The 25,821-nt window shown below is 60.2% G+C and carries 23 protein-coding genes; 10 read left to right on the plus strand and 13 right to left on the minus strand.

The window, feature by feature from the left end:
* Positions 1-53 precede the first annotated feature (53 nt).
* Genes glcF through ACYBHZ_RS17390 form a run of 3 tightly spaced genes read right to left on the minus strand, consistent with a single transcriptional unit; the run spans position 54 to position 3,888 of the window.
* Positions 54-1,346: a glycolate oxidase subunit GlcF gene (gene glcF / locus ACYBHZ_RS17380; protein ID WP_460275566.1), complete on the minus strand. Its 1,293-nt coding sequence runs from the start codon at positions 1,344-1,346 to the stop codon at positions 54-56.
* On the minus strand, positions 1,346-2,455 hold the full coding sequence (locus tag ACYBHZ_RS17385) for an FAD-binding protein (RefSeq protein WP_460275567.1): 1,110 nt from the start codon (positions 2,453-2,455) through the stop codon (positions 1,346-1,348). The genes glcF and ACYBHZ_RS17385 overlap by 1 nt, the downstream gene beginning before the upstream one ends.
* Positions 2,452-3,888 carry an FAD-linked oxidase C-terminal domain-containing protein gene (locus ACYBHZ_RS17390; protein ID WP_460275568.1) on the minus strand — a complete coding sequence of 479 codons (1,437 nt, stop codon included), beginning with the start codon at positions 3,886-3,888 and terminating at the stop codon, positions 2,452-2,454. Before ACYBHZ_RS17390 ends, ACYBHZ_RS17385 begins: the two co-directional genes overlap by 4 nt.
* Positions 3,889-3,973: 85 nt before the next feature.
* On the opposite strand from ACYBHZ_RS17390, the gene ACYBHZ_RS17395 reads away from it, so the two are divergent.
* The gene (locus ACYBHZ_RS17395; protein ID WP_460275569.1) at positions 3,974-4,669 is read left to right on the plus strand and encodes a DUF599 domain-containing protein; all 696 of its coding nucleotides are present in this window, start codon (positions 3,974-3,976) and stop codon (positions 4,667-4,669) included.
* A gap of 310 nt (positions 4,670-4,979) precedes the next feature.
* Here the strand turns inward: ACYBHZ_RS17395 and ACYBHZ_RS17400 are convergent, their stop codons facing one another.
* On the minus strand, positions 4,980-5,576 hold the full coding sequence (locus tag ACYBHZ_RS17400; protein ID WP_460275570.1) for a TetR/AcrR family transcriptional regulator: 597 nt from the start codon (positions 5,574-5,576) through the stop codon (positions 4,980-4,982).
* 141 nt (positions 5,577-5,717) lie between these two features.
* On the opposite strand from ACYBHZ_RS17400, the gene ACYBHZ_RS17405 reads away from it, so the two are divergent.
* Entirely contained in the window at positions 5,718-6,287 is a 570-nt protein-coding gene (locus ACYBHZ_RS17405) for a carboxymuconolactone decarboxylase family protein (protein WP_460275571.1), read from the plus strand.
* Positions 6,288-6,313: 26 nt separating this feature from the next.
* Here the strand turns inward: ACYBHZ_RS17405 and ACYBHZ_RS17410 are convergent, their stop codons facing one another.
* From ACYBHZ_RS17410 to ACYBHZ_RS17425, 4 genes are read right to left on the minus strand one after another with little or no spacing between them, the layout of a single operon-like run.
* A complete protein-coding gene (locus ACYBHZ_RS17410; protein ID WP_460275573.1) occupies positions 6,314-8,380 on the minus strand; it encodes a hypothetical protein in 2,067 nt (688 codons plus the stop codon).
* Entirely contained in the window at positions 8,377-11,127 is a 2,751-nt protein-coding gene (locus ACYBHZ_RS17415; RefSeq protein ID WP_460275574.1) for a DUF4159 domain-containing protein, read from the minus strand. The genes ACYBHZ_RS17410 and ACYBHZ_RS17415 overlap by 4 nt, the downstream gene beginning before the upstream one ends.
* Positions 11,127-12,008 carry a DUF58 domain-containing protein gene (locus tag ACYBHZ_RS17420; protein WP_460275575.1) on the minus strand — a complete coding sequence of 294 codons (882 nt, stop codon included), beginning with the start codon at positions 12,006-12,008 and terminating at the stop codon, positions 11,127-11,129. Before ACYBHZ_RS17420 ends, ACYBHZ_RS17415 begins: the two co-directional genes overlap by 1 nt.
* Positions 12,005-13,027, minus strand: coding sequence for an AAA family ATPase (locus tag ACYBHZ_RS17425; RefSeq protein WP_460275652.1), 1,023 nt, complete (start codon positions 13,025-13,027; stop codon positions 12,005-12,007). The genes ACYBHZ_RS17420 and ACYBHZ_RS17425 overlap by 4 nt, the downstream gene beginning before the upstream one ends.
* A gap of 106 nt (positions 13,028-13,133) precedes the next feature.
* On the opposite strand from ACYBHZ_RS17425, the gene ACYBHZ_RS17430 reads away from it, so the two are divergent.
* Positions 13,134-13,697: a DUF1285 domain-containing protein gene (locus ACYBHZ_RS17430; protein WP_460275576.1), complete on the plus strand. Its 564-nt coding sequence runs from the start codon at positions 13,134-13,136 to the stop codon at positions 13,695-13,697.
* A gap of 9 nt (positions 13,698-13,706) precedes the next feature.
* Positions 13,707-14,471: a hydroxypyruvate isomerase family protein gene (locus tag ACYBHZ_RS17435; RefSeq protein ID WP_460275577.1), complete on the plus strand. Its 765-nt coding sequence runs from the start codon at positions 13,707-13,709 to the stop codon at positions 14,469-14,471.
* 9 nt (positions 14,472-14,480) lie between these two features.
* Here ACYBHZ_RS17435 and ACYBHZ_RS17440 read toward each other — a convergent pair whose 3' ends face one another.
* Complete coding sequence (locus tag ACYBHZ_RS17440; RefSeq protein ID WP_460275578.1) at positions 14,481-15,410, minus strand: cation diffusion facilitator family transporter; 930 nt, start codon at positions 15,408-15,410, stop codon at positions 14,481-14,483.
* 348 nt (positions 15,411-15,758) lie between these two features.
* Between ACYBHZ_RS17440 and ACYBHZ_RS17445 the strand changes: the two genes are divergently transcribed.
* Positions 15,759-16,100: a hypothetical protein gene (locus ACYBHZ_RS17445; RefSeq protein ID WP_460275579.1), complete on the plus strand. Its 342-nt coding sequence runs from the start codon at positions 15,759-15,761 to the stop codon at positions 16,098-16,100.
* Positions 16,101-16,193: 93 nt separating this feature from the next.
* Here ACYBHZ_RS17445 and ACYBHZ_RS17450 read toward each other — a convergent pair whose 3' ends face one another.
* The gene (locus ACYBHZ_RS17450; protein WP_460275580.1) at positions 16,194-17,012 is read right to left on the minus strand and encodes a sulfotransferase family protein; all 819 of its coding nucleotides are present in this window, start codon (positions 17,010-17,012) and stop codon (positions 16,194-16,196) included.
* Positions 17,013-17,148: 136 nt separating this feature from the next.
* Between ACYBHZ_RS17450 and ACYBHZ_RS17455 the strand changes: the two genes are divergently transcribed.
* Together ACYBHZ_RS17455 and ACYBHZ_RS17460 are read left to right on the plus strand one after the other, a co-directional pair.
* Entirely contained in the window at positions 17,149-18,726 is a 1,578-nt protein-coding gene (locus ACYBHZ_RS17455) for a DUF5928 domain-containing protein (protein ID WP_460275581.1), read from the plus strand.
* An 11-nt stretch (positions 18,727-18,737) separates the two neighbouring features.
* The gene (locus ACYBHZ_RS17460; protein ID WP_460275582.1) at positions 18,738-19,115 is read left to right on the plus strand and encodes an HIT domain-containing protein; all 378 of its coding nucleotides are present in this window, start codon (positions 18,738-18,740) and stop codon (positions 19,113-19,115) included.
* A gap of 82 nt (positions 19,116-19,197) precedes the next feature.
* On the opposite strand, the gene ACYBHZ_RS17465 is transcribed toward ACYBHZ_RS17460, so the two are convergent.
* The gene (locus tag ACYBHZ_RS17465; protein WP_460275583.1) at positions 19,198-20,130 is read right to left on the minus strand and encodes an ABC transporter ATP-binding protein; all 933 of its coding nucleotides are present in this window, start codon (positions 20,128-20,130) and stop codon (positions 19,198-19,200) included.
* 218 nt (positions 20,131-20,348) lie between these two features.
* Here ACYBHZ_RS17465 and ACYBHZ_RS17470 point away from each other — a divergent pair, with 218 nt between their 5' ends.
* From ACYBHZ_RS17470 to polA, 3 genes are all read left to right on the plus strand, one after another.
* A complete protein-coding gene (locus ACYBHZ_RS17470) occupies positions 20,349-20,531 on the plus strand; it encodes a zinc-finger domain-containing protein (protein ID WP_460275584.1) in 183 nt (60 codons plus the stop codon).
* Between the two features lie 76 nt (positions 20,532-20,607).
* On the plus strand, positions 20,608-21,030 hold the full coding sequence (locus ACYBHZ_RS17475; protein WP_460275585.1) for a globin domain-containing protein: 423 nt from the start codon (positions 20,608-20,610) through the stop codon (positions 21,028-21,030).
* Positions 21,031-21,146: 116 nt separating this feature from the next.
* Positions 21,147-23,957 carry a DNA polymerase I gene (polA, locus tag ACYBHZ_RS17480; RefSeq protein WP_460275586.1) on the plus strand — a complete coding sequence of 937 codons (2,811 nt, stop codon included), beginning with the start codon at positions 21,147-21,149 and terminating at the stop codon, positions 23,955-23,957.
* Positions 23,958-24,051: 94 nt separating this feature from the next.
* Here polA and ACYBHZ_RS17485 read toward each other — a convergent pair whose 3' ends face one another.
* The gene (locus ACYBHZ_RS17485) at positions 24,052-25,038 is read right to left on the minus strand and encodes an adenosine kinase (protein WP_460275587.1); all 987 of its coding nucleotides are present in this window, start codon (positions 25,036-25,038) and stop codon (positions 24,052-24,054) included.
* A complete protein-coding gene (nth, locus tag ACYBHZ_RS17490; protein WP_460275588.1) occupies positions 25,031-25,678 on the minus strand; it encodes an endonuclease III in 648 nt (215 codons plus the stop codon). Before nth ends, ACYBHZ_RS17485 begins: the two co-directional genes overlap by 8 nt.
* Between the last annotated feature and the right edge of the window lie 143 nt (positions 25,679-25,821).

A 25,821-nucleotide genomic window follows, 5' to 3' on the forward strand; every position in this document is an offset into this window, starting at 1 on the left:
TACAGCCCTCTGTCTCTGCGCGTCTTTCACGCTACGGGGCCTTCAAGACCTGATTATGACCGATTCGCGAATAATTTGGATGGCTTAGGACCACCCGTTGCCCAATCCAGAAGCTCAACCGTATGCAAGACAGGCACATCCATGCCCGATCCGATCTGCATGATGCAGCCGATATTGCCTGCGGCCACCACATCTGGGGTCTTCGCCGCCAATGTCTTGATTTTGCGCTCTTTCAGATTCTTTGAAATTTCCGGCTGCAACAGATTGTACGTCCCGGCGGAACCGCAACACAGATGGCTGTCGCGCGGCTCGACCACCTCGAAACCGACCTTTTTCAAAAGCGTTTTCGGGTGGGTTTTGATCTGTTGCCCGTGCTGCAACGAACAGGCGGGATGATAGGCGACTTTCAAGGCCTGTTTCCCGTCCGGCAGATCGAGCTGCATCAGAACCTCGGACACGTCTTTCGCCAAAGCCGCCACACGCGCCGCATCCTCGGCCAGCTCAGTGGTTCGAAACATATGGCCATAATCCTTGACCGTCGTGCCGCAGCCCGACGTGTTGATCACGATGGCGTCCAACCCCTCGCCCTCAATCTCGCGCATCCAGGCGCGGATGTTCTTCGCCGCCGTGCCATGCGCCTCCGCTTCCTTGCCCATGTGATGGGTGAGCGCGCCGCAGCACCCTGCGCCCTTTGCCACGACGACCTCACAGCCCAGCCGGGTCAAAAGCCGGATGGTCGCATCGTTGATATCTGTGTCGAGCGCCTTTTGCGCGCAACCCGTCATCAATGCGACCCGCATTTTGCGCAGGCCCTTGGCCGGAAACACCTGCGCATCGTCGTTGCGCGACACCGGCGGGATACGCGCAGGCGCCATTTCCAGCATCGCTTTCAGACGCGGATCAGGCATCAGATGCCGGAACGGTTTCGCGATCTTCGCGCCAAGCAACGCCACGCGGAACCGCGAGGGATAGGGCAGGATTTTCGCCAAGGTCCAACGCAGCACCCGATCCATGAAAGGCCGTTTGTAGGTCTTTTCCACATGCGCACGGGCATGGTCGATCAGATGCATGTAATGCACCCCCGACGGGCAGGTGGTCATGCAGGCGAGACAGGAGAGGCAGCGATCCAGATGCTTGACGATTTTCTCATCGGCAGCCCGGTCGTTTTCCAGCATATCCTTGATCAGATAAATCCGCCCGCGCGGACTGTCGAGTTCGTCCCCCAAGACCGCGTAGGTCGGACAGGTCGCCGTGCAAAACCCGCAATGCACACAGGCGCGCAGGATTTCATTGGCGCGCGCAATACCGGGATCAGAGAGCTGTTCTGGCGTAAAAGTCGTCTGCATCAGCCCATCATTCCTTGATTGAATTTCCCGTCCGGATCGAATTTTTGACGAAGGCCCGCGCTGATCCGTTCCAAAGCCGCCGGTTGCGGATGAAAGACGCCCAAACGCCGCTTTGTTTCATCATTGGCCCGAATAAGCGTCGCATGACCCTTTGGCAGTGTCGCGCGCACATTCGTCCCCGTTTGTGTCAGGAGCCAGAGCCGGTTGCCGCCCCAGTCATAGACCACATCCGCAGGCTGCACCGCTTCGACCAATTGCGCGGCCTGAGAAGGCCGCACCGAGACCAGCCAAACATCGCCCAGCGCCTCATGGAACGCCGTCACATCCCTGATGTCGCGCCAAATCTGATCGCTGGCCCCCGTGCCCCAATGCTCCACCACGTCTCTTTCCAGACGTGCCCGCATAAGGCCGATCCGATAGCGCAGCGAGGTCTCGAACCCTTCGAGACGCAAAAATACAGTCCCCTGCCGCAAGGCCGCCCCAGTCAGATCAAAAGGCTGGCCAAGCATATCCGACATGATTGCCACAGCCTCGGTTGTTGAGCATCCCGGCACACTGAGTGTCACCACCGTCTCCGGGAGAGGCTGCACCTTGAGGCTCACCTCGGTCATCACGCCCAGCGTTCCGTGGCTCCCCGCCATCAGCTTCACAAGATCGAGCCCCGTGACATTCTTCATCACCCGTCCGCCGTTTTTCACCACCTGCCCAAGGCCGTCGACGAACCGAACCCCGAGGCAGAAATCGCGGCAGGCCCCGGCGGCGATCCGGCGCGGTCCAGAGGCATTCGTGGCGACCACCCCGCCGATGGTGCCCTCCCCGCTCCGGCCCAGAAGCCCGCGCGTATTCGGCACCTCAAAGGCGAGCCGTTGGTTCTCTGCCGCCAAAAGCGCATCGACCTCGCTGATCGGCGTTCCCGCCTTCGCCACAAGTGTCAGCGTGCCCGGCTCATAAAGCGTGACGCCATTCAGCCCGCGCGTGGACAGAATATCGCCTTCCGCAAGCCCAATCCGACGCGTTCCGCCGCCTTCGATCACGAAGGGCCCACCGCCTTGGATGATCTCCACCAGATCGGCTTCACTCGCGGCCAGTGTCTCAGCCACAGCGCTCATACCCCCATCCTCCGGCTTTCACTCACCGCAAGCGGAAAGACCTTCGACGGGTTCAAAAGCCATTTCGGGTCAAACACGTCTTTCACCCCCATTTGCGCTTCAAGATCGACGGGCGCGAACTGATGCGTCATCAATTCCCGTTTCTCCACACCAACTCCATGCTCTCCCGTCAGGCAGCCGCCCGCATCGACACAGAGTTTAAGGATTTCCGCCCCAAGCCGCTCCGCGCTCTCAAGCTGTCCGGGCTCATTGGCGTTATAAAGGATCAGCGGATGCATATTCCCATCGCCCGCATGGAACACATTGCCGACCATATGACCATGTTCCGTGCCAAGCTCGGCGATGCGTTTCAAAACAGAGGGCAATTCGCCGACAGGGATCGTGCCATCAAGGCAAATGTAATCCCCACGTTGCCCCATCGCGCCGAAAGCCGATTTGCGCCCGAGCCAGATTCGGGTGCTTTCCTCCGCACTCTCGCTTTCCCGGATCGCAACGGGGTTGTGCCGCTTGGCGATGTCGATGATCCGGGAGAGCTGGTCGTTGATCTCCTGCTCCGAACCTTCCACCTCGACGATGAGAAGCGCTTCGCAATCCGGGTATCCCGCGCCCGCGAACTCTTCGGTCGCACGAATGATGGGCCGATCCATGAACTCAATCGCCACCGGGATCAACCCGGAGCGAATGATGTCCGCGACACAGGCCCCCGCCACCTCGTTGCTGTCGAAGCCAAAAAGAATAGGCCGCGCGCCTTCCGGTTTCGGCAGGATGCGCAGGGTGGCTTCGGTCACGATCCCAAGCTGCCCTTCCGAGCCGCAAATCAGCCCCAGAAGGTCCAGCCCCGGCGCGTCCATTTCCGCGCCGCCGATCTCAATCACCTCGCCATCGGACATGACCATGGTCACACCCAGAAGATTGTTCGTCGTCACCCCGTATTTGAGACAATGCGCGCCGCCCGAATTCATCGCGATATTGCCCGCGATAGCGCAGGCAAGCTGGCTCGACGGGTCGGGCGCATAGAAGAATCCCCCGTCCTCGACCGCCGCCGTCACGGCCAGATTGGTCATGCCGCTCTGCACCCGAATGTAACGGTCGTCCGTGTTGATCTCCACCACATCGCGCAGCCGTGCGACGCCGAGGATCACCGCATCCGCTGTCGGCAGCGCGCCCCCGGCCAGCGACGTGCCAGCGCCGCGCGGCACCACGGGCACAGCGAACTCATGACAAATCCGCATGATTTCCGACACTTGTTCCGTCGTCTCCGGCAAAACAGCCAGCAGAGGCGGACAGCGATACGCCGACAGTGCATCGCATTCATAGGCCTTCAACTCTTCACTGGCCGAGATCACCGCGTCGGGCGGGAGCACCGCCTGCAAACGCGTGGCCAAGTCTTGCTTGCTGGCAAGGCGCGCCTTGTCCGGGGCTGGCATATCCATTGGGGCTCCTCCTCCCTAATTGGTCAACTTTTAATACCAATTTTTCGATGTGACAAGAACAGCTCTCTTGCGTAATGCTGCGCACATGGAACTCATTGACCAGCTTCGCCATTTCTCCGCGCTCGACGCCATCGCTGTGATCTATCTGGTCGCGGCCTGGGGCATCTTGGGCCATGTGATCGAGAACCCGCCGAAAAAGCGGGTCTCCACCTCGGTTCTCGTGGCCGATTACCGCCGCGATTGGATGGTCCATATGATCACCCGCAAACCGCGAATTTTCGACGCGACCGTTCTCTCAACCCTCAGAGAAGGCACAAGTTTTCTGGCGTCTGCCTGCCTCATCGCCATCGGCGGCGGGTTGGCGGCGATCTCGAACGCGGATCGGTTGAGCGGGGTCGCGCGGGAACTGGCATTGGACGCACCGCAGATCATCTGGGAAGTGAAAATCCTTCTGGCGCTGTTCTTTATCACCAACGCCTTCCTGAAATTCATCTGGTCGAACCGGCTGTTCGGCTATTGCGGCGTGGTCATGGCCTCGGTCAGCAATGACGAACATGACCCGCAAGCCCTGCCCCGCGCGCAGAAAGCTGGCGAATTGAACATCACCGCCGCGCGGGCGTTTAACGCCGGGATTCGCGGCATCTACTTTGCCCTCGGCGCGCTCTCCTGGTTGGTGGGGCCGGTCGGTTTGCTTTGCGGAGGAACTTTGGTGATCTTCATCATGCTCCGCCGCGAATTTGCCTCGACCTCGCGTGAAATCCTACTCCGCGAAGAGCCCTGATCCGTACCCCAAACCCCCTGAAATCGAGTGTCGGCAAAGCGTCGGACTTCCGTCGGAGTTTTGTCGGACCTTTTCGACACATGCTTGTCGTCACCCGACAGGGACACCACGTCTGAGCCGCCGTGTCTCTGAATGCGGTCCGAATACATTCAGAACAAAATGGCGAAAGTCATTCCTTACCCTCATCACATTTAACTCAATAAAATCGACCTATCACTCTCCTCAGCGTCGCTAGCGCTGGTTCTGTCTGCCCCAGATCGGGGAATTATTTTGCACGCCTACCACACAGGAACGGCCCCTCGCGCCGACCTCAAGCGTTTCCAAGCGCCTCGATTTCTTGTCCGATGTGCTCGGCAATTTGCGCAGCGCGATTTCCGGCGTTGACCCGCTGGGCATAGGCGCGAAGGCCGATGATATCGACTTGGACGCGCGCCGCTAAAGCTTTGGGGTCGAGCGTCTTGGAAATCTCTCCGGCCGCTTGCGCCGCCTGAAAAACTTTCGTCAACTCAAGCTCCATGTTGTCGATTAAGGTTTCGGCCAACCCTCTCAAATTCGGATCATCGTCCGGCATTTCGAGAATTGTTTTTACCAACATGCAGGCACGCGAGGGCACTTCCGCCCGATTCTGCCGCCCCAAGCTGCGAATATAGTCAGCCAAGCGTGACAAGATGGGGCCATCAGATTGGAAAGCCGCGTCGAAATTGCTGCGCGTCTGACCGGAATAGGCTTTGAGCGCTTCAGCAAACAGGCCTTCCTTTGAGCCAAATGCGGCATAGATCGAGCCCGGTCGCATATCGAGTGCCGCTTCCAGATCTTTCAGGGAAGTCGCGTGAAACCCCTTGGACCAGAACAGCTCCATCGCGGATTTGAGCACTTTGTCCCGATCGTAGTTTGCCTGCCGTGCCATGGGATTCGATTCGCCCTCCGATATGCGATGACTTCAAGTTTGAGTGATCACTCAAAATATATATTGAGCAAACGCTCAAGTAAACTAGTCTCACCTCACACCTTAATTGAACGATCACTCAAGAATCATTGGAGATGCAATATGATCGAGTTTACGCAACACACCCTGGAAAGCGCCCCGGCGGAAAGCCGTCCTACGATGGAAGAGGTAAAATCTGCGTTTGGACGGGTCTCTGGCCTGATTGCCGTCATGGCCGAAGCCCCGGCCCTCGCCAAAGCCTATTGGGACCTGCACAATATTTTTCAGAAAGAAACGACCTTTGACAAAGACGAGCTGACTGTCATCTGGCAGAGCATCAATGTTGAGCACGAATGCCATTATTGCGTTCCGGGCCACACAGGCATCGCGAAAATGATGAAGGTGGACGACGCGATCACCAACGCTTTGCGCGACGAAACGCCCCTTCCGAATGCCCGGCTTGAAATCCTCCGGAGCTTCACGCTTCAGGTGGTGCGCCAGCGGGGCAACGTGACGGAATCGCAAATGCAGAGCTTTTTGCAAGCCGGCTTCACAAAACGACAGATTCTGGAGCTGCTGGTCGGGGTCTCGCAGAAGGTTCTGTCAAACTACACCAACCACATCGCGAACACCCCGATCGACCCCGCGATGGAGACCTATGCCTGGACCAAAAAAGAACCTGCTCGGGTTTAACAAGATCGAGGGGGCGGCTAGCCCCCTCACCGACGCCCTTCCCGAAGCCACGCCGCCAGTGACAGCCCGGCCAGCAGCACCAGCCAGACCCAGCCCGGCAGCACCGGCGTGAGCCGGGTCGATTGCGTCACATAGGCCTCACGCGGCGTGATCCCCATCCAGCCACGACCGGCTGCGACGCGACCTTCGGGGACAGTTCTGATCGCAGGCAGGCCATCGGACACGGCAAAGGTGCCGCCACCAGAGGCTTTGATCACCGGGGCAAGTTTGTCGCCCGTGGCGATGGTTTCTTCGAACTCGCGCGGAGCCGCCGGACCAAGGACCATGACCGCGCTTTGATCGCCTTCGCGCAGACGGTAGAGGCCCATCTCGCCATCGGTCAGCTCAGCCACGAAACGGCCGGGACTGACCTCTTCCATCGGGATCTCGATGACGGTGCCGTCGGGGGCCTCGACCGTGACAGAACGCGTGCCTTCGGAGAGGCTGCGGCGGGTGATGATCAAAGTGTTGCCTTCGGCGGTGGCGGTCAGAGCCTCTTCTTCAAGATCGGGCTCTTTCATCATCCAATGCGCAAGACGGCGCAAAAGTTCGAGCTGCGGCCCGCCGCCCTCAACCCCGCGCGTCCAGAGCCAGGCATGATCGGAGCCAAGCACGGCGACGCGCCCCTCGCCAACACGGTCCAACACCAGAAGCGGGCGACCATCGACGCCGGACATGACCGTCTCGCCACTCTCGTTCGGATCAAGTTCGATCTGACGGAACCAACGACCCCAAGTCGGATCATCCTCAGAAGACTGCAACCCGCCGAGCCCCTCGGTCACCGGGTGGCGCGCGCCGAGATCGGTGAGACGTGGCAGGAAGGGTTCGTCGATGACCCGGCCCGTCGGCGCCGCAGGGATGACACGGGCGAGCGGGGAGCGGTAGAGGCTGTCGGCGGTGGCGAAATCGGCCCCGGCAGCGAAAAGCACTGCGCCGCCGTCTTCGACATAGCGAGCGATGTTGTCGAGATAGGACGCGGGCAGGATGCCGCGCAGCTTGTAGCGGTCGAAAATGATCAGATCAAAATCATCGACCTTTTCCATGAACAACTCACGGGTCGGGAAGGCGATGAGCGACAGTTCCGTGACCGGGACACCGTCCTGTTTCGAGGGCGGGCGGAGAATGGTGAAGTGGACGAGATCGACGGAAGGATCGGATTTCAACAGGTTGCGCCAAGTGCGCTCACCATTATGCGGCTCGCCCGAAACCAGAAGGACGCGAAGGCGGTCGCGCACGCCGTTGATCTGAACCATCGCGCTGTTGTTGCGGGTCGTCAGCTCGACGGGGGCTTCGGGCAGAGTGAACTGGATGACGTTCATACCGCCATGCGCCAGTTTGAGCGGCACGTCGATGGGGCGCCCGATGGGAACAGTGAAACGCTCAGACGCCTCGCCGTCGATGGAAATCATCAGATCGGTGATCTGAGGCAGATCGGCGGGGCGTTTGCCCTGATCCTCGACCCGAAGCTTGAGCGTCACCTCTTCGCCGAGAATGGCGAAGGAGGGCGCGCTTTCGATCACAAGGCGACGGTCCCAATCCTCCGGCGCGCCGGTGAGCAAAAGATGCACCGGCGCGGGGAAATCGGGGGCGATGTCCACGTCATGCAGCTGACCGTCGGAGAGCAGGAACGCGCCCGCGAGACGACCGCGCGGCTCGTCCGCCATGGCGTCGCGCAACGCGGTCATCAGGAGCGTGCCACGATTGTCGGGCGCATCGCCAAGGGTGATGACGCGCAGCTCTGTGTTGGGCATGGCCGACAGCCGCGCTTTTAAAGTGTCGCGGGCTTCGGCGAGTTGTTCAGGGCGGGTGGAGAGCGCTTCGGATGCGCTTTCATCCACCACGAGGAAGACAATGTCGGACAGGGGATCGCGCTGCTCTTCGCGAAGCGACGGGCCAGCAAGGAAAGCGAGAATACCAAGAGCGGCCAAAGCCCGGAACGCCCAACCGGAAAGACCCCGTATCGCGGCAAAGGCGATCAGGATGAGCGCAAGCGCGGCAAGCACCGCCAGCACGGGCCAAGGGATGAGCGGAGAGAAAGCGAGATCGCGGATCATTGGCCCAACCTGTCGAGAAGTGCGGGGACATGGACCTGATCGGATTTATAATTGCCGGTCAGGACGTAGACCACAAGGTTGATGCCAAAGCGATAAGCCATTTCACGTTGCCGCTCCCCAGACAGGCCTCGGCCAACGGGCAACAACGGGAAGCCGGTGTCATCCACCGCCCAAGCCGCCGCCCAATCGCCGCCGCCGATGATCACCGGGGTCACGTTGTCGTTGAGGTTGCGAAACGGCATGCCTTCGGCCTGTTCTGTTTCCGGGGCGGCCTCGACCCAGAGCGTGCCTTCGGCGTGACGGCCGGGAAAATCGCGCAGGAGGTAGAAGGCGCGGGTGAGGACATGATCCTCCGGGATCGGCTCCAACGGCGGGATGTCGAGCGGGCTGGCGAGCGCCTGCAACCGTGTGCCTGCGGGCGTGACGGCCCCGAAGGCCGCGAGATCGGCGTCACGTGTGTCGAACACGATCATGCCCCCGGTGCGCAGGTAGGCGTTGAGTTTGGTATAAGCCTCCGCCGAAGGCATGGGCTGATCTGCGGTGACCGGCCAGTAAAGCATCGGGAAGAAGCCAAGCGGATCAGTCTCAAGATCAATGCCAAGTGGCGGCGCGGGTTCGACAGAGGTGCGCGCGGTCAGCATGTCGGAGAGGCCCTGAAGCCCGGCCTTGGAAATCCGGTCGATCTTGGCATCGCCGGTTTGAACATAGGCGAGGGTCAACTCAGAGGAGGCCAAAAGGGCGAAATCATCGCCGTCTTGAGCATGCAGGTCTTGCGGGGCAAGCAGAACTCCGAGGAGCAAAATCGGCAGCGCACGAGCGCCCAAAAGCCGCCCGGAGAGCCAGAGGGACGCGATGAGATCGGCAGCAAGCATCGCGAGAGCGGCGAGCAAAAGCGCGGGAGAAAGCGGGCGGTCATGGCCCTGCGTGACGCCAGACACTGGCACGTTCGAGGGCCATGAGGTCGCCGTCAAATGATCGCCTGCCCCAATCACGTTCAGAGCCAAAAGCGCGTCTCGCCCCTGATAAAGCCCCGGCGGTGTGGCGACGGTGGCGCGCGCCTTGGCAAATTCCGCGCCTTCAACCGGAGGACGCGTGCCCGCATCGGACAAGCGCCCGAATCCATCCATCACCTGCTGCGGCTGGAGCGTTTGTCCGGCGAGATCGTCGGCCTGCACAAGCGCGGCTTGCGAAGTCACAGAGAGGCGGTCGAGCATGGAGACGAACAAGCCAGAGAGCGGCAGCGTGGACCATTCGGCATTGGCTGTGACATGGAACAACACAACCTGCCCCTGCCCCACGGTTTTTCGGGTGACCAAGGGCGTGCCGTCCTCCAGCGTCGCGATGGTACGGGCCGCGAGTTCGGGATCAGGCTGGGCCATGACCTGCGCATTGACCTCGACATCTTCGGGAACCGGCAGGCCGTAGAAAGGAGAGGTCTCGGAGAAGGGGCGCAGGCGTTTCGGTTCGCCCCAGCTCATCGCACCGCCCAGTGTGCGCCCCCCCGCGCGCAGCCGCACGGGCATCAACGGGTCTTCCGCATCGCGCGCCACGTCGGAGGCCGCCAGTTGCGGCCCGGCAAACCGCAGCAGAAGGCCCCCCTCGCTGACCCACCCGAGAACATCCGCGGTTTCCCCACCCGACAGGCGCGCCACATCGGCCAGAACGATGACATCGGGATTGGCCATCAGCAGGTCATCCAAACTGCCCTCGATCACATCGGCTTTGCCAAACAGCGCTGCGCGCAGGTAGTGGAGTTGCGACAGCAGTTGCAGCCCCTCCCCGCCTTCGCGCACGGAGACAATGCCGACCTCGCGGCGTTTGAGACTGTCGTCGGTGAGCCGCTTCGCCCCGGCACTCGGCTCGCTTTCGATCTCGAAGCGCGTGACTCGGGCGCGCAGTTCGGGGGGCAGGTCAAAAGCCACATCGACGGAGGCCTCCCCGGCTGGAAGCGTCACAGTTTGCCGCGCCAGATCGCGGGCAAGGCCCGCAGGGTCCGTGCCATGCGCGATCACGGTCACCGCGCGCGGGGCTTCTCCGGCGTGGAGCACCGGAACACTCACGCCCGTGTCCGTCAGCGCCAAAGGCCCAAGCGCCAGACGCTCGCGCCCGGTTTCGAACACCGACACCGGGCCATGCGATTGCAGATAGGCGAGCACCGTTTCGCGCCCGTCGCGCGCCAGACCATCGGAGAGCCAGAGCGTCTCCACCTCTTTCGGCAGGGAGGAAAGCGTCCCGCTGAGTGCGTCCATGTCCGGAGCGTAGGCGGCAGGGGCCAGCCCGGCGAGGCGCGGACGCCAATCGGCGGCGGACAGAAAGACACAGCCCTCGGCAGGAATGTCGCTGGCGGGCAGGATGCAGACGGTGCGGCCATCGGCCTCCGCCTCATCGAGCGCCTGCGTGAGCCGCCCCATGCGCAGGGTCCAATCCGGCGCGGAGGCCCAGCTTGCGTCCATCAGGACAAGCAAAGGCCCGGAACCACCACGCTCGACACGCGGGTTCAGCACGGGGCCGGCGAAGGCAATGATGAGGGCGGCAACGGCCAGCATACGCAGGAGCAAAAGCCACCACGGTGTGCGGTCCGTTTCGACCTCCTCGTCGGTGAGACCGAGCAGAAGGGCAACACCGGGAAAACGGCGCTTGATCGGCGCGGGCGGCACGGCGCGCAGCAGGAGCCAAAGAATCGGCAGAAGCGCGAGCGCGATGAGCACCCAAGGCGCTGTGAACCCGATCGGACCGAGAACCCACATCAGCGCGGGCCCTCCAAAGCCTCGTAAAGCCACAGAAGCGCAGGCAGGTCGGCCCCGTTCGTGTGATGCGTGGCAAAGCGCCAGCCAGCATGGTGCGCGATGCGGTTCAGGTGATCCTTGCGCTCGGCCAAGCGGTCCAAATAGCGCGCCCGCAAATCGCCCGCGCGCAGAGTTTCATGACGCATGCCGCCGCCCATAGAGGTGAAGACCGTGCGGCCCTGATAGGGGAAGGCCTCTTCGGCGGGGTCGAGAATTTGGTAAAGCACGCCGGAAATGCCACGGTCCGAGGCCATGCCGACGGCTTCTTCAATCGCCTCGATGGGGCCGAGGAAATCGGACAGGAAGAGCGCACGGGCATGCGGCAGGAAAAGGCGCGCATCAGGCGTGCCGTAATCTGTGTCGCCCTCTTGGGACAGCCCCTCCGCGATGCGCCGCAATTGCAGCGCGCCGATGCGGGGCGGCGTGCCAAGAGAGGCCAGCGCCACCCGTTCGCCGCCTTTCATGAGAAGGATAGACAAGGCCATGGCAAGCACCGCCGCCCGGTCAGATTTCGGCGGGGCAGCCTTGCCAGAGGCGAAACTCATGGAGGCCGAGAGATCGACCCAGAGATGCACGCTCTGCGCCGCCTGCCATTCTTTTTCCCGCACATAATGCCCGTCGGAGCGGCCCGAGCGACGCCAGTCAATCGCGCGACCGGGATCACCCGCCTGCGCCGGGCGGTATTGCCAAAACTCGTCGCCCATGCCCGATTGCCGACGCCCATGCCCGCCCATCAACAACGCGCGGGCAAGCTGTTCGGCCCGTGCATGCAAGGGCGGCAAGGGGGCGGCGAGCGTCTCTGCGCGGGCGCGCAGGGCAGCGGGAGAGGGTTGATCGCTCACGCGGTAGCGGTCCGGGCGTCCATGGCGGAGGCCGCGACAGAGGCAATGATCGCCCCCAGATCGTCGCCACGCGCACGCGCCGCGAAGGTCAGCGCCATGCGGTGAATGAGAACCGGGCGGGCCATCGCCAGAACGTCTTCCGTGCTCGGCGCGAACCGGCCATCAAGAAGTGCACGCGCGCGGGTCGTCAGCATCAAGGCCTGCGCCGCGCGCGGCCCCGGCCCCCAAGCGACAGAGGCATTCACCTCCTCAGGCGCTTCGGGCTCATTCGGACGGCAGGCGCGCACAAGATCGAGAATCATTTCGACGACCTGTTCGCCCACCGGCATTTTGCGCAGAAGGGTCTGGGCGCGGATCAGCTCGGCGGCGGTGAAAACCTGATGTGCCGCGCCCTCATCCGCGCCGGTGGTTGCAATCAGAATGTCGCGCTCGGTGTCGCGGTCGGGATATTCGACATCGACCTGAACGAGGAAACGGTCGAGCTGCGCCTCCGGCAGCGGATAGGTGCCTTCCTGTTCCAGCGGGTTCTGCGTGGCGAGGACGTGGAAGGGCGCTTCCAACGCATGCGGCTGACCGGCGATGGTGACGGATTTCTCCTGCATCGCCTGCAAAAGTGCGGATTGGGTCCGGGGCGAGGCGCGGTTGATTTCGTCGGCGAGCAGGAGCTGACAGAACACCGGGCCCTCGATGAAGCGGAAGGCTCGGGAGCCGTCGGTGGCGGTTTCCAGCACCTCAGAGCCCAGAATATCGGCGGGCATCAGATCGGGGGTGAACTGCACCCGCGCGCCTTTGAGGCCCATGACGGTCGAAAGCGTATCAACCAGACGGGTCTTGCCCAGCCCCGGCAGGCCCAAAAGCAATGCGTGGCCGCCGCAGAGCATGGAGGAAAGCACGAGATCGACCACGGTTTCCTGACCGATGAAACGGCGGGTGATCGAGGCCTTCGCCTCGGCCAGCTTCGCGCCCAGCGCTTCGATCTCTGCCGCCAGTTCGGCACCGGTCGCCTCGGCTTCGGTCATGTCGGTTTCTGTCATGGCTTCACCTCCGATGTCATTCCGTGACACTATTAAGGACGGCCCAACGCGAAAGCACAAATGACAAAAGGGTTAAAGGGAGGATTTTCCGATGACTGTCTCCGCAGAAAGCATTGCAGCAGCGATCCGATCCAGCGAAGGACGCGGGTTGCCGCCCGTGGACAAGTGGGATCCCCCGTTTTGCGGCGATCTCGACATGCGGATCGCGCGGGACGGAACGTGGTTCTATCTCGGCACCCCGATTGGGCGCGCGTCCCTGGTGCGACTGTTCTCGACCGTGCTGAAACGCGAAGGCGACAACTACTTCCTCGTAACGCCGGTGGAGAAGGTGGGAATCACTGTGGACGACGCGCCGTTTCTGGCTGTGGACTTTGAAACCGACGGAGAAGGCGAAGCGCAGAACCTCACCTTCCTGACCTCCGTCGGTGACAAGGTCACGGCAGATGCAGCACATCCGATCCGGGTGGAAAGCCGCGACGGTGAGCCCGCTCCCTATGTCGAAGTGCGCGCAGGTTTAGAGGCATTAATCGACCGCAAAAGCTTTTTCCGACTCGTTGACCTTGCCGCCACGCGAGAGATTGACGGCGTGACGGTTTATGGCGTCTGGTCGGGAGGGGCCTTCTTCGAGATCGCAAAAGCCTCCACTCTGGAGTGATCCCGCCCGATGCCCCAATTCGCTGCCAACCTGTCCTTTCTCTTTAAGGAATACCCCTTCCTCGAACGCTTTGCCGAGGCGAAGGCGGCGGGGTTCAGCGCGGTGGAAGTGCTCTTTCCCTATGACGAACCGGCCTCCGAGATCGCAAGAAGGATGGCCGATCTGGACCTTGAGATGGTGCTGATCAATGTGCCACCGCCGAACTATACGGGCGGCGAACGGGGTTTTGCGGCCGTGCCGGGGCTGGAGGAGCGCTTCAAACGCGACTTCAAACGGGCGCTGCGCTATGCGGAATTCCTCAAAGCCGATCACATGCATATCATGGCGGGCAAGGCGAAGGGCGTGGTGGCGCTAGAGACCTTCAAACGCAATCTGGCTTGGGCGGCGCAGGAAGCGCCGAACATGAGCCTGACGGTTGAGCCGATCAATACGCAGGACATGCCGGGCTATTTCCTCGACGATTTCGATCTGGCGATTGAGGTGCTCGACGCGGTGGCGGAGTTGAATCTCGGGCTACAATTTGACGCCTATCACGCCCAGATCATCACTGGCGATGCGATGGCGGCTTGGGAACGCTACGCCCCCTATGTGCGGCATATCCAGATCGCGGGTGCGCCGGAGCGGCATGAGCCGATGAAAGGCCTGATCGACTATCCGGCGTTTTTCAAAGAAGTGGATGCGAGCGGGTATGCGGGGTGGATCTCTGCGGAATATGTACCGAAAGCCCGCACCGATGACGGGCTTGACTGGTTCCGTCAGGCAATTGCCGTTTAAGCGCCCCCTTTAAGAGAGAGGCGGGACGCCCGGCGCATCTCCGGCACAGCCCGCACCGGGCACTTCGACTTCCAATGTCGAATGGGCAATCCCGAACCGCTCCCGCAGAACGCGCTTTACCGCCCCCAGAACTTCGGACGGGTCTCTATCCGTGACCACATGCGCCTCGACCGAGGTGCGGTGCTCATCAATCTGCCAGAGGTGAACATGATGAACATCCTCGACACCTTCGACCTTTTCCATCGCGCCTTTCACTTCCTCGGCACGGTGCCCCTCAGGCGCGCTGAGCATCAGGATGCGGATCACCGGGCGGATTTCGATGAAGGCGTGAAACAGGATGTAGACGGAAATAAGTAAGGTCAAGAGCGGGTCGATCAGACGCCAGTCCCAAAGCAGAATCACCACCCCACCGAAGATCACCGCGACCGAGGTCGCCGCATCCGCGAGATTGTGCAGGAAGGCCGCACGGATATTGAGGCTGTCTTTCGACATCGCCCAAGTCAGTGCCGCCGTCACCAGATCAACCACCAAAGCGGCCCCGGCGATGAGAACCACGGTCCAGCCCGCCACTTCCGGCGGATTGAACAGGCGCGAGACGCCTTCGGCAAAGAGATAGACCGAGATGACGATCAGGGTGGTGTAATTGACCATCGCCGCGACAATCTCCGCGCGCGCGTAGCCAAAGGTCATCTGACCGTCCCGCGGCTTGCGGGCAATCTTGCGCGCCCCAAACGCGATGACCAGCGACAGTGCGTCCGAAAGATTGTGAATCGCATCCGCGATCAGCGCCATGGAGCCGGAAATCACGCCTCCGACGATCTGCACCAGAGTCAGGAGCAAGTTGACCGCAATGGCACCGGCTACGCGCACATCGCCCGCATTCGGGTCTATGTGATGATGATGGTGTGAATGGTGAGGATGAGAATGATCGTGGGACATGACAACATCCATGCCACATCGGTCTTGAAAAGCCAGAGGAAAATCCATCGCATGATCCTGCGAAACACTTACAAAAAGGACGCTACGGGGTAGCCCCGAGACCCCGAGGGGCAAATCGACTCAGATATGTGTTTTGGCGCACAATGCCTTATTTTTAACACGGATAGAAAGATATGCCCATTTTCCAGAGTAAATCTCGAAATTGTGAACAACTTTTTTGCACATAGCTCGGTTATTTTTTGAGTATTAGTTCGCATTTACACAAGCGTGTCGAATGACTAAATTCATTTTCATCGAAAGGCGCAAAAACACACACTCAGCGCCGAACACTTATAAAGGACCAAAACAATGACCTTCTCTCTGAAAACTCTTTCCGCCGCCGCTCTCGTTGCCGTTGCTGGTTCCGCCGCTTTCGCTGGCCCGAACTACATCATGCCCGGCAGCCAAAACGACCTGAAAAACGTGGCTTCCGTGGACCTCGTTCGCGCTGACGAAAACTCCACTCTGCAAGTCTACGACTTCCACGGCGGCGAACGCGGCGCACTGCTCGGCTCCACTGACGTGAACGCTGGCGCCAACACCGACGTAAAAGTCCGCCTGTCCTCCCACCCGGCATCCTCCGTCGAATTCGTGCTGGTCGGCAGCAACGGCGCACCGCTCGCAGTCAAAACGGCTGACACCTACCGCTAAGCGGTTCATGGGCAAACGCCCGACTCCACGACAACACGCAAAAACGCCGCCGGATCATCCGGCGGCGTTTTACTTTAGCCCCTTGAAAAGCCTTCAGTCCCCGAGCTTCGCATGCACCTCCGCCAGATCGACCTCTCCGATCGGCATCTTGTTGGCGGGATTCTCAAAGTCATATTTGAACAGCTGGAAATCCTTTTTGTAGATTTCCCACATCAGGTGCATCGACAAGTCATCGAAGTAATCCTCAACCGGGTGCAAGCGCTTGGGCCCGTGCCCCTCAGATTCGTTGAACCGCGGAATTTGCGTCAGATCGACAGCATGGGGCGTCTCGATATGATCGAGTACATCCTGCATGCCTTCGTTGAATTTCTCGGTGAAGAAAATCTTGTCATAGGTGCCGCCGTTCACGATGAACGTGGCCACATGGCCCGACATGGCCGACCAATGAATGTCCGGCTCCATCGGGCGACGCCAGCGGATGGTGTCGCGTACGAACAAAAGGAATCGCCGAAAGCTCGCGATCTGGTCGAACTCCTGCTTGCCGTCATCGCCTCCGACTTCGATGCCGTATTTCTGGATCAGCTGCGGAACGAGATTGCCGCGATAGCGACGGCCATTGCGCTGGATGCCGCAAATTTTGTCGAAAAAGGACGACAGAACCCGCGTGTACGGGTTGCGCACACAGGTGAAGGCATAGCTTTTATGCGCCTGAACATTGGCCTCGATCAGTGCCTGACTGCCGTCCTGTGCCCATTTGTGCATCCGGTCGGTGCTGTCATGGATATCGCCATCGAAAAACTCGCCATGATCGGAATAGAACATGATCTGGCCGATGGTTGAGCAGGCGCATTTCGGGACGACACGATAGACCACGCTCTCGCTCTCGGTCATCCAGGTTCCGGGAAAGCCCATAGTTACCAAAACTCCATATATGCCGCGATGCCCGCGCGCCTTTTCGCTTTAAAATCAAATTATCCTTGATTATTCAATGATTGGCTACGCTCTATATGCAAACAAAGCGTCAAATATCGAGGTCAAGGTTTCCAATATGGCACGAATTGCCTTCATCTTGCTGTGCCATAAAGACCCTGAGGCGATCATCGATCAAGCCCGAAGGCTGACGCGAGCCGGGGATTATATATCCATCCACTTCGATGCGCGTGGCGGCAAAGACGCTTTCGACATGATCCGCGAAGGCCTCAAGGACAATCCCAATGTCGCCTATGCGACCAAGCGCATCAAATGCGGCTGGGGCGCATGGAGCCTCGTCGAAGCCTCGCTCTATGCCGTTGAAGCGGCGGAGCAATCCTTTCCGCGCGCCACGCATTTCTACATGCTGTCGGGCGACTGCATGGCGATCAAAACCGCCGAATACATCCATGACTATCTCGACCGCGAGGACATGGATTTCATTGAAAGTTTCGACTTTTTCGAGAGCGACTGGATCAAGACCGGGATCAAGGAAGAGCGGTTGACCTACCGCCATTGGTTCAACGAGCGCACCCATAAGTGGCTGTTTTACCAAAGCCTTAACCTACAACGCCGTTTGGGCCTCAAACGCGACATCCCGGATGATCTGCAGATGATGATCGGCTCGCAATGGTGGTGCCTGCGCCGCCGCACGATCGAGTGGATTCTCAATTTCACCAAACAGCGCAAGGACGTGATGCAGTTCTTCCGGACCACATGGATTCCGGATGAAACCTTTTTCCAGACCCTCGTGCGCCATCTGGTGCCGGAAAAAGAGATCAACACCCGCACGCTGACCTTCCTGATGTTCACCGATTACGGCATGCCCGTGGTGTTCTATAACGATCACTACGATCTGCTGTTGTCGCAGGACTATCTCTTCGCCCGCAAAATCTCCCCCGATGCGAAAGAATTGCGAAAACGTCTCGGCGATCTCTTCGCCGCCACCGGGGTCGATTTCCGCATCTCCAACGAAGGACGCTCGCTCTATCAATTCCTCACCGGGCGCGGGCGCAAAGGGCGACGCTTTGCGCAAAGGTTCTGGGAGACAGAAAGCACGCTGGGGCGCGACCGCGAACTGTTGATGATCGTCTGCAAGAAATGGCACGTCGCAAAACGGCTGGTGTCGCAGATCAAGGAACATAGCGACATCCCCTGCCTCGAATACCTGTTCAACGAAGAAAACACCTATCTGCCGGACCTCGGCGGGATCGAGAAAAGCTTGGAAAAGCGTACGCGCCACCGCCGAGCCTGGGTACGCATGCTATTCGATTATTTCGACGCCGACCGGATGGTCGTCTGTATCGACCCGCAGGGCATCGACCTGATCCGGGACTTTTACGCAGACCGTTCCGGCACACGGATTCTCGAAATCGACTGCGAATTTACCGATGACTACCTGATCGGCCACGCCAAACGCACCGGACTGGCCGGAGACACGACCCCGCCAGAGGCGCTGCAACGCCTGCTGCCGACGATCCGCGCGGACATCAATCATGAAAGCGACCGTATCCGCGATGCGGAATTCGACAATTACGACCGCATCTCGCAATCGAACACGCCGGAAGAAAATGCGCTCCCCCTTGCGCGCTTCCTCGGCATCTCAGAAGATGAGGCGCGCGAGATCGTTTCGATGCACTACCTGTTTTCCGACTGAGGAAGAAAGCCATGCCCTACCCCTATGATGACCAGAATATCTTTGCGAAAATCCTGCGCGGGGAAATCCCGTCGAGCCCGGTTTTCGAAAGCGAACACACGCTGGCTTTCCCTGACATCACGCCAAAGAAAAAAGCCCATGTGCTGGTGATCCCGAAAGGCCCCTACCGCTGCTACGACCATTTCGTGCAGGCGGCCTCGGATGCCGAACAGCTCGATTTTTTCAAATCCGTTGCGAAGGTGGCCGAGCTTTTGGGCGTCGCCGAATCTGCGGGCGGTCAGGGCTTTCGCCTGATTACCAATTCCGGCGAACATTCGCATCAGGAAGTGCCGCATTTTCACGTCCACCTTCTGGGTGGTGAGCCCTGCGGACCGCTGGTTTGCGACTGAAATTTCCAGATTTGAAAATGACAAAACCCCGCTCAAGGCGGGGTTTTTTATTGGGTATTTTGATTTTTGAAGAAAGGCCCGCTTACTTGCCGGACGTCAAATCAACAAACACATCCTCAAGGTCGGGTTCCATCGTGCGCACATCCCCGATGGTAATGCCCGCAGCCTGAACCGCGTTGATGATCGCCCCGACGGAAGTCTGACGCCGGGAGAAATCAAAGGACAATGTCCCGTCTTTACGCCGCTCCATTTTGACGCCTTCGGGCAGGCCAGAAATGTCTGGCGCGGCCCCTTCCGGTTCAATAACAAGGGTCTTGGCGTCCATCGCTCCGAGAAGGTTCTTCGTCGTGTCGCGCTTGATCAGCTCGCCATGGTTGATGATCGCGATCTCATCGCACATCTCCTGCGCCTCTTCGAGGTAGTGCGTGGTGAGAATGATCGTCATCCCGCGCTCCTCGTTCAGCTTTCGCACATTGGTCCAAAGCATCTGACGCAGCTCGATGTCCACGCCTGCGGTCGGCTCATCAAGCACGAGGATTTGCGGGTTATGCACCAGAGCCTTGCCCAACAAGAGCCGCCGCCGCATCCCGCCCGAAAGCGTGCGCGCATAGGCATCGGCCTTATCCGAGAGCCCGACCAGTTCGAGAATCTCATCCGTGCGCCGGTCCCGTTTCGGAACGCCGTAAAGCCCGGCCTGCACCTCAAGCGCACCGCGCGGGGTGAAGAACGGGTCGAGGTTCAATTCCTGCGGCATCACCCCAATGGCGGCGCGCGACTGGCGCGGGTTCACGTCCTGATCAAATCCCCAGATGCGCACCTTGCCCGAGGTCTTGATCACAAGCCCGGCGAGAATGTTGATCATCGTCGATTTGCCAGCCCCGTTCGGACCAAGCAGGCCAAAGATCGAGCCTTGCGGAATATTCAGATCCACGCCCTTGAGCGCCTCTTTCGGCGCTTGCCCTTTGCCGCCCCCATAGGTCTTTCGCAGCGCTTCGATTTCGATTGCATTGCTCATGGCGTCTTCCCCCTCGCGGCGTTCCGGCCCCGACATTTGCGCCGGTTCCCTCTTGTCCGCACCCTGCGGATGGCTATCATGCAGGCTTGATCTAGGCGGTCTGTGGGCATTCGGCAACCGCGCTGGCCACACAGCCCCCCTTGCAAAGACCCACACGCTACGCCTAGACCATGCCAAGGACTGCTGCATGGCCTGTTCATAGCAAAAGGAACGACAAGATGACGATTAAAGCGCCGGAAACCGAAGTGGTCTCCTCTTGGAAAGTGGCCTGTGATGGCGGCGAGGGCGCGCTTGGGCATCCGCGTGTCTGGCTCGTGATCCCGCATGACACCTGCTATGTCGAATGTCCCTATTGCGACAAGAAATACATCCACGAAAGCGCCCGTCTCAAAGACGCGTGAGACAGATTTCTTTCACGTTTTCCTTTCGTTAAATGTTGCTAGGCTACGCTCTCCCTGTTCATAAGGGAGACGTGTCATGCCATCCGCTCACCAGATCACACTGGTTCGCAACAGTTTCAGGGCGCTATCCCCGAAACGGCCGGAGCTGTTTATCCGTGTTTATGAGCATCTGAACGGGCACGATCCCGAAGCCGCCGAACAATATCACGACAGCCTGCGCCAGCGGGCCCGTATCGTAGACAGCCTGATCGAATTGGCGCTTTTATCCGCCGACAATCCGACCGCGCTTTTCGCAACCTTGCACAAGCTGGGCCAAGACTATGCGCAATACGGGTCTTGGCGCGAAAAGCATCCCCTGCTCATCCGGCTGATTGTCGACGTACTCGAAGAGGCATCTGGCGAGGACTGGTCCGACGATCTCGCCAAGGCATGGCACGCTTTCCTCCAGTTCATGGCCGATGGCATGCTCGAAGGGCTGGCCTCCTCCCGCGTCGCCTAAAGAAAGTTCCCTGAGCCAAAACAGACGCAAGGCCGTATGACGACTTGCAGTCAGTCTAGCCTTCCGTGTTATCAAGGCGCGAACGAAACCTCATAGAAACTTCGGGGACCGCGCGCATGACATTCGGCAAGGGCAGCCACCTGCATCTGATCGACGGATCGGCCTTTATCTTTCGGGCCTATCACGCCTTGCCACCTCTGACGCGCAAATCCGATGGTCTACCGGTCGGCGCGGTCTCGGGGTTTTGCAATATGCTGTTCAAGTATATCGAGGACGCCAGCGGCAATGACGCCCCGACCCACGCGGCGGTGATTTTCGATCATTCCGGCAAGACCTTCCGCAACGACCTCTACCCGGCCTACAAAGCAAACCGCCCGCCCGCGCCGGAAGACCTCGTGCCGCAGTTCCCGCTGACCCGCGACGCGACCCGCGCCTTCAACGTCGCCTGCATCGAAATTCAGGGGTTTGAGGCGGATGACATCATCGGCACCTTGGCCCATCAGGCCCGCGAAGCCGGAGGGCGCGTGACGATCATCTCGTCCGACAAAGACCTGATGCAGCTTGTTGGCGGCGGTGTCGAGATGCTCGACCCGATGAAGAACAAGCGGATCGACCGCGAGGGCGTCGAGGAGAAATTCGGCGTCGGGCCAGAGCGTGTCGTTGACGTTCAGGCACTTGCCGGGGATACGGTCGACAACGTGCCCGGCGCGCCGGGGATCGGGATCAAGACGGCTGCACTGCTGATCAACGAATATGGCGATCTCGACACGCTTTTGGAACGTGCAGAAGAGATCAAGCAACCCAAACGCCGCCAGACCCTTATCGAGAAAGCCGAGCAGATTCGCATCTCCCGCCAGCTCGTGAAACTCGACTGTGACATGGAACTGGATTTCGGCCTCGACACGCTTGAGGTGAAAGAGCCTGACGCGGAGAAGCTTTTGGAATTCCTGACGGAAATGGAGTTCCGCACCATCGTCAAACGGGTTTCCGACAAGCTCGGCGTCGAGGCCCCCGCCATCCCGGACGCCCCCGCACCGACGGCGGCCACCGCCCCCGATGCCCCCGCCGCGCCGGAAGCGAAACCGTTTGACACTACGGCCTACGAGAAAGTCTCGACCATGGGCGCGCTGGAGCGTTGGATCGATGCGATCTATGCCCGCGGCTACGTCGCCGTCGACACGGAAACGACCGGTCTCGACGAAATGGTCGCCGATCTTGTCGGCATCTCGCTCTGCGTTGAGCCGGGCGAGGCCTGCTACATCCCGGTCGGGCACACGATGGGCGAAGACGACCTGTTCGGCGGCTCGAACCTTGTCGACGGGCAGCTTGCCAAGAACATGGTTCTGGACGCGCTCAAACCCGTTCTAGAGGACGAAAGCATCCTCAAAATCGGCCAGAACATGAAATATGACGCGAAGATTTTCGCGCGCAATGGCGTCAAAGTCGCCCCGTATGACGATACGATGCTCATGTCCTACGCGCTCCACGCCGGGATCAACAGCCACGGCATGGATACGCTGTCGGAACGCTATCTGAACCACACGCCGATCCCGACGAAAGAGCTTCTGGGCACCGGTAAATCGGCGATCACCTTTGACAAGGTCGATGTCGCCAAGGCTGTCGAATACGCCGCCGAGGATGCCGATATCACGCTCCGTCTCTGGCAGACATTCAAGCCACAGCTCCACGCCGAACGCGTCACCACGGTGTACGAGACGCTGGAGCGCCCGCTCTCACCGGTGCTTGCCAAAATGGAAATGGCCGGTGTGCTGGTGGACCGCGATGTGCTCTCGCGCATGTCCAACGCCTTTGCCCAGAAGATGGCAGGGCTTGAGGCGGAGATTCACGAGTTGGCGGGCGATAACTTCAACGTCGGCTCGCCCAAGCAACTCGGCGAAATCCTCTTCGACAAAATGTCCCTCCCCGGCGGCAAAAAGGGCAAAACGGGCGCCTATGCGACCGGCGCCGATATTCTCGAAGACCTCGCATCAGAGGGGCACGACCTCCCCGCCCGCGTGCTCGACTGGCGGCAGCTTTCCAAGCTGAAATCGACCTACACCGACGCGCTTCAGACCTTCATCAATGCCGAAACCGGGCGCGTTCACACGTCTTACCTGCAAACCGGCGCGGTCACCGGGCGGCTGTCGTCGTCGGACCCCAACCTGCAAAACATCCCCGTGCGCTCAGAAGAAGGTCGCCGCATCCGCGAGGCGTTCATCGCGCCGAAAGGCCGCAAACTCATCTCGCTCGACTACAGCCAGATCGAACTGCGCATCCTCGCCCATGTCGCGGGCATCGACAGTCTGAAACAGGCCTTCCGCGACGGGCTCGACATTCACGCCATGACCGCCTCTGAGATGTTCAACGTGCCGATCGAGGGCATGGACCCGATGGTTCGCCGCCAAGCCAAGGCCATCAACTTCGGCGTGATCTACGGCATCTCGGGTTTCGGCCTCGCCCGCAACCTGCGCATCCCGCGCAAAGAGGCGCAGGGCTTCATCGACCGTTATTTCGAGCGCTTCCCCGGCATCCGCGCCTATATGGACGACACCGTGGCCTTCGCGAAAGAACACAAATACGTCGAGACCCTGTTTGGCCGCAAAATCCACACACCGGAAATCGCCGCCAAAGGCCCGCAAGCCGGCTTCGCCAAACGCCAAGCGATCAATGCCCCGATCCAAGGCTCCGCCGCCGACATCATCCGCCGCGCCATGATCCGTATGCCCGAAGCGATCAAAGACCTGCCCGCCACCATGCTGTTGCAAGTCCACGATGAATTGATCTTCGAGGTGGATGAGGACGCCTGCGATCCGGTGATCGAGGCGGTGAAAGATGTGATGGAAAGCGCCGCCGAGCCAGCCGTTAAGCTCGATGTGCCCATCGAAGTGGATGCCGGCATCGGCGACAATTGGGCGGAGGCGCACTAAGTGACCCCCTCTCCTTTGCTGGAGAAATACTCAAATGAAAACGGCGCGAGATAATCTCGCGCCGTTTCTGTATCTCGCGGTTCGAAAAATCGGATCAGATCAGACCGGCTTTCTGGAACAGTGCCTTGATATCCGCCTCCGGGCGCGGGCCGATGTGAGAGATCACCTCGGCGGCGGCGGTGATCCCCATACGCCCGCAAGTTTCAAGGCTCTGGCCGGTGGCGTAACCATAGAGGAACCCCGCCGCGAACTGATCGCCCGCGCCGGTCGAGTCGACCGGCGACACACGATGAACCGGCACAACCGCCTCCTCATCGCCGCGAACCAGCACCACATCGGAACCAGAGCGGGTGCAGACCACAAGCCCGGATTCGCTCGCCGCCGTTTCCAGCGCCGTGGACAGGTCCGTTTGATAAAGGCTTTCCCATTCGTGTTCATTGCCGATCACGAAATCCATTTCCTTCACGAATTTGCGGAAATGATCGCGGTGGCGGTCAACACAGAACGGGTCGGACAGGGAAATCCCGACCTTACCCCCCGCATCGTGGGTGAGCTGCGCGGCGCGGTCGAAAGCTTCCATGCCCTTCGGCTTGTCGTAAAGATAGCCCTCAAGGAACATGATCTCCGTGTCCGCCGCCACATCGGGAGACACGTCCAGCGAGGAAATTTCCGAGGAAATCCCGAGATAGGTGTTCATCGAACGCTCCCCATCGGGCGACACGAAAATCATCGAACGCGAGGTCGGAAGCTCCCCGCCCGGCACCGGCGCGTTGACGAATGCGGTTCCGTCCGCCTCCATCTCCGCCGCGTAGAACCGCCCCAGAGCGTCGTCATGCACCCGGCCGATAAAGCCGGTTTTCAGGCCCAAACCGCCAAGCCCGGCGAGCGTGTTCGCGACCGAGCCGCCGGGGGCCTGCACCCGATTGGTCATCGAGCCGTAAAGCAATTCGCCGCGGTTGCGCTCGACCAGTTGCATGATGCCTTTCTCGATCCCCATGAGTTCGAGAAAATTATCATCCGCCTGAGTGATCACATCGACGATGGCGTTGCCGATGCCGACAACCTGATAGGTTTTAGTCAAGGTTCTTCTCCTCGAAGTCACAGAGGTCACGGATGAGACAGGCCGGACATTTCGGCTTGCGCGCAGTGCAGGTATAGCGCCCGTGCAGGATCATCCAGTGATGTGCATGTTGTTGAAATTCCGCCGGGATTTGGTCCTCGATGGCGCGTTCGACCGCGACGACATCTTTGCCGACCGCGACACCCGAGCGATTGCCAAAGCGGAAAATATGCGTGTCCACCGCCTGCGTCGGCACATGCCACCACATGTTGAGAACCACATTGGCAGTCTTGCGCCCGACGCCGGGAAGGCTCTCCAAAGCGGCACGCGACGAGGGCACTTCGCCCTCATATTGCTCGACGAGAATTTTCGAGAGCTTGATGACGTTCTTGGCCTTGTTGCGATAGAGCCCGATGGTCTTGATATGCTCGATCAGCCCCTCTTCGCCGAGATCGAGCATCTTTTGCGGCGTGTCGGCGATTTTGAACAGCTCGGCGGTGGCCTTGTTCACCCCTTTGTCAGTCGCCTGCGCCGACAGCGCCACGGCCACGACCAGCGTATAGGCGTTGGTGTGATCAAGCTCGCCCTTCGGCTCCGGCTCAGCCTCGCGGAAACGGGTGAAAATCTCTTTGATCGTATGATAATCGAGCTGTTTGGTCATAGGGTTCTAATGCCTTGTACGGCCCGGTCGGGCAAGCTGTTCCTGTGTCGCACAAAGTTTTCGTAAAATTCGAAGCACACAGGGACCGATCAGGGCGCTCGCCTTAACCCGCCGTTCAACTCTCTTCCGCAGTCTGAACCGAT

This window comes from Celeribacter sp. ULVN23_4, assembly GCF_054788345.1.

What these genes read in the sequence shown, in the direction of transcription:
- glcF (WP_460275566.1), bottom strand. Translation starts at nt 1,346, where the DNA reads ATGCAGACGACTTTTACGCCAGAACAGCTCTCTGATCCCGGTATTGCG.
- ACYBHZ_RS17385 (WP_460275567.1), bottom strand. Translation starts at nt 2,455, where the DNA reads ATGAGCGCTGTGGCTGAGACACTGGCCGCGAGTGAAGCCGATCTGGTG.
- ACYBHZ_RS17390 (WP_460275568.1), bottom strand. Translation starts at nt 3,888, where the DNA reads ATGGATATGCCAGCCCCGGACAAGGCGCGCCTTGCCAGCAAGCAAGAC.
- ACYBHZ_RS17395 (WP_460275569.1), top strand. Translation starts at nt 3,974, where the DNA reads ATGGAACTCATTGACCAGCTTCGCCATTTCTCCGCGCTCGACGCCATC.
- ACYBHZ_RS17400 (WP_460275570.1), bottom strand. Translation starts at nt 5,576, where the DNA reads ATGGCACGGCAGGCAAACTACGATCGGGACAAAGTGCTCAAATCCGCG.
- ACYBHZ_RS17405 (WP_460275571.1), top strand. Translation starts at nt 5,718, where the DNA reads ATGATCGAGTTTACGCAACACACCCTGGAAAGCGCCCCGGCGGAAAGC.
- ACYBHZ_RS17410 (WP_460275573.1), bottom strand. Translation starts at nt 8,380, where the DNA reads ATGATCCGCGATCTCGCTTTCTCTCCGCTCATCCCTTGGCCCGTGCTG.
- ACYBHZ_RS17415 (WP_460275574.1), bottom strand. Translation starts at nt 11,127, where the DNA reads ATGTGGGTTCTCGGTCCGATCGGGTTCACAGCGCCTTGGGTGCTCATC.
- ACYBHZ_RS17425 (WP_460275652.1), bottom strand. Translation starts at nt 13,027, where the DNA reads ATGACCGAAGCCGAGGCGACCGGTGCCGAACTGGCGGCAGAGATCGAA.
- ACYBHZ_RS17430 (WP_460275576.1), top strand. Translation starts at nt 13,134, where the DNA reads ATGACTGTCTCCGCAGAAAGCATTGCAGCAGCGATCCGATCCAGCGAA.
- ACYBHZ_RS17435 (WP_460275577.1), top strand. Translation starts at nt 13,707, where the DNA reads ATGCCCCAATTCGCTGCCAACCTGTCCTTTCTCTTTAAGGAATACCCC.
- ACYBHZ_RS17440 (WP_460275578.1), bottom strand. Translation starts at nt 15,410, where the DNA reads ATGTCCCACGATCATTCTCATCCTCACCATTCACACCATCATCATCAC.
- ACYBHZ_RS17445 (WP_460275579.1), top strand. Translation starts at nt 15,759, where the DNA reads ATGACCTTCTCTCTGAAAACTCTTTCCGCCGCCGCTCTCGTTGCCGTT.
- ACYBHZ_RS17450 (WP_460275580.1), bottom strand. Translation starts at nt 17,012, where the DNA reads ATGGGCTTTCCCGGAACCTGGATGACCGAGAGCGAGAGCGTGGTCTAT.
- ACYBHZ_RS17455 (WP_460275581.1), top strand. Translation starts at nt 17,149, where the DNA reads ATGGCACGAATTGCCTTCATCTTGCTGTGCCATAAAGACCCTGAGGCG.
- ACYBHZ_RS17460 (WP_460275582.1), top strand. Translation starts at nt 18,738, where the DNA reads ATGCCCTACCCCTATGATGACCAGAATATCTTTGCGAAAATCCTGCGC.
- ACYBHZ_RS17465 (WP_460275583.1), bottom strand. Translation starts at nt 20,130, where the DNA reads ATGAGCAATGCAATCGAAATCGAAGCGCTGCGAAAGACCTATGGGGGC.
- ACYBHZ_RS17470 (WP_460275584.1), top strand. Translation starts at nt 20,349, where the DNA reads ATGACGATTAAAGCGCCGGAAACCGAAGTGGTCTCCTCTTGGAAAGTG.
- ACYBHZ_RS17475 (WP_460275585.1), top strand. Translation starts at nt 20,608, where the DNA reads ATGCCATCCGCTCACCAGATCACACTGGTTCGCAACAGTTTCAGGGCG.
- polA (WP_460275586.1), top strand. Translation starts at nt 21,147, where the DNA reads ATGACATTCGGCAAGGGCAGCCACCTGCATCTGATCGACGGATCGGCC.
- nth (WP_460275588.1), bottom strand. Translation starts at nt 25,678, where the DNA reads ATGACCAAACAGCTCGATTATCATACGATCAAAGAGATTTTCACCCGT.